This window comes from Flavobacterium sp. UGB4466, assembly GCF_903469665.1.
Taxonomy (GTDB): Bacteria; Bacteroidota; Bacteroidia; order Flavobacteriales; family Flavobacteriaceae; genus Flavobacterium; species Flavobacterium lipolyticum.
On the sequence record NZ_CAGKLC010000220.1, the window covers coordinates 1 to 2,165 of the forward strand.

Genomic DNA, 2,165 nt, shown 5'->3' on the forward strand with positions numbered 1-2,165 from the left:
AAGAGTAAAGAGTAAAGAGTAAAGAGTAAAGAGTAAAGAGTAAAGAGTAAAGAGTAAAGAGTAAAGAGTAAAGAGTAAAGAGTAAAGAGTGAAGAGTGAAGAGTGAAGAGTAAAGAGTAAAGAGTGTCTCATAGAAATACATTCCTCTACTATAACGCTCTGTGTTTTATTAAAAGTGAAACGCCTTAATTTCAGTTAGAAAAGCTATGTATCTATGTGTTTAATAATCGCCACAGATTAACGGATTAAAAAGATTACAAAACTTGTGCAATCTGCATGAAAAATGATTTTACACATAGAGACATAGTTTCTTCAAAGGTAAAAAAATCTATGTTTCTATGTGTTAAAACAATACTCCAACAAAGAGCCAACAGCTAAGAAATCTGCAAGATCTGCGTGAAAAACACTCAACGCATAGAAACATAGTTTTTAAAAGGAATAAAAGAATATTAAATCAGTTTATTACTGGTGGCATAAGCGATGGCCTCAGCAATATTTCCTACCCCTAGTTTGGTGAACAACTTTCTCTTGTGAAACTTAATGGTATCAGCCGATACAAACATACTTTCAGCCATGTTGGCAATGGTAAAACCCCTGATAGAATATTGCAAAACCTCCTTCTCACGGCTGGTCAGTTCTATCTTTTTCAGCACCTTCCAAAAGCCTCCTTCAAGGTCATAGCTGAAGATTTTATTTTCCCCTTTTTTATAAATTTTAATATTCCCCGACTGCAATTCAGAAGAAAGCGAGATAATACAAATCGATTTCCAGATTTTACCGTCATTGGTCAGGAAAACAGGAGTCAGTTTTTGATTCACCAAAAAAGTTTTTCCATTGGGATTTTTTAAGCGGAAGTCATAGGAAATGGTGTGATTCAGGCGTTCTTCTACAGGAATGTTTTGATAAAAGTCAAAACCTATGGTATTGATCTTTAGTAATAAATCGAGATCTTCTTTGACTACATACTTAAAATAAAAGGCATATCCGAGTTCCTGAACCTCAGCCGGGGTGTGATCACACAAGAATAATGGATTTTCGGACACATACTCAAACCCCTTTTTTTCGTAATCAATAATATAAATACTGCTGTAAGTTGTTCTGGCAAATGCTTTGACCAGTTCTAAATAATCTCCCAGTCTGCCTTTTTCATCTTCAGAGATCTTTTGAACGGTGTTGTTTGAGGAAAAAAAGTCGTTTTCAATTACCATATTTTAATAGTTTTTTAACAGGTTGTGAATATAGGAAAAATTGGAGATATGATGTTAAAATAATTTTATTTCTATACGAATTTAACTTCATTTCAATAAAAATGATATTTGGTTTTTTGGCCGCTTTTTTTCTTCTTAAATTCGTTATCAAAAACTACACTTAAGGGTGGTTTTTGATTAAAATACTGTGAACTAGTATTTTGTGTAATAGGAAGCGTAAATTGTGGTGATAGTTTTGGAGAAAACAAATACTATGAAACTCGCCAAAAACCACCACACAGAAATGAATCAAAATGACATCTTCCGTATGTCAAAATTTGTAGTCACAGAAAACTTCAATCATCACTCTAATGAAGTTTTTCCAAGCCACTATCAAAAAGATATTGATGCCGTTTACAAAGAAGAAATGAACTTCCTTGAAAACTCCAAAATATTCGCATTCAAAAACGAACTGGGAGACTTTACCGGAACCATCAGAGTTCTAAAATGGGACTTCATTACCCCGCTTCCCATTCAAAAAATGTTTGGTATCAACCCTTTCTTATGTGCAGAAGGAGATGCCATCAATGAAATCTGGCACATTGGACGTTTTGCCATCAAAAAAGGTGTTCGTGATGTTAACCTTCTAAAAAAACTATTGGTTTGTGCCATTGCACCGGTTTGCAAACACGAAGACAATATGGCCTTTGCTGAAATCGATGCCAAACTGCTTCGCGTGCTAACCCTAATGGGCATCAAAGTAAAAATTGTGGGCAAATCAATCGAATACCTGGGATCAGAAACCATTCCTGTATCGATGTCCTATAATGGGCTTATTGCTTTCTATAACGAGAACAAACATTTGGTTACACCGGAAGATTTTGAGCTTTCGTCTGTAAAAGATAAACTACCCAATAAGGTAGTATTTAAGGCTAACCAATTGAACTACACTTTGGTGTAGTAGAATTTGAAAACCTG

The 2,165-nt window shown here is 34.6% G+C and carries 2 protein-coding genes; one reads left to right on the top strand and one right to left on the bottom strand.

Going from position 1 to position 2,165, the window contains the following annotated elements; genetic code table 11:
• Positions 1-449 precede the first annotated feature (449 nt).
• A complete protein-coding gene (locus JO950_RS21715; protein WP_202704511.1) occupies positions 450-1,208 on the bottom strand; it encodes a response regulator transcription factor in 759 nt (252 codons plus the stop codon).
• A 253-nt stretch (positions 1,209-1,461) separates the two neighbouring features.
• Between JO950_RS21715 and JO950_RS21720 the strand changes: the two genes are divergently transcribed.
• Positions 1,462-2,148, top strand: a complete 687-nt coding sequence (locus JO950_RS21720; protein WP_202704512.1) for a hypothetical protein — start codon at positions 1,462-1,464, stop codon at positions 2,146-2,148.
• The last annotated feature ends 17 nt before the right edge of the window (positions 2,149-2,165 follow it).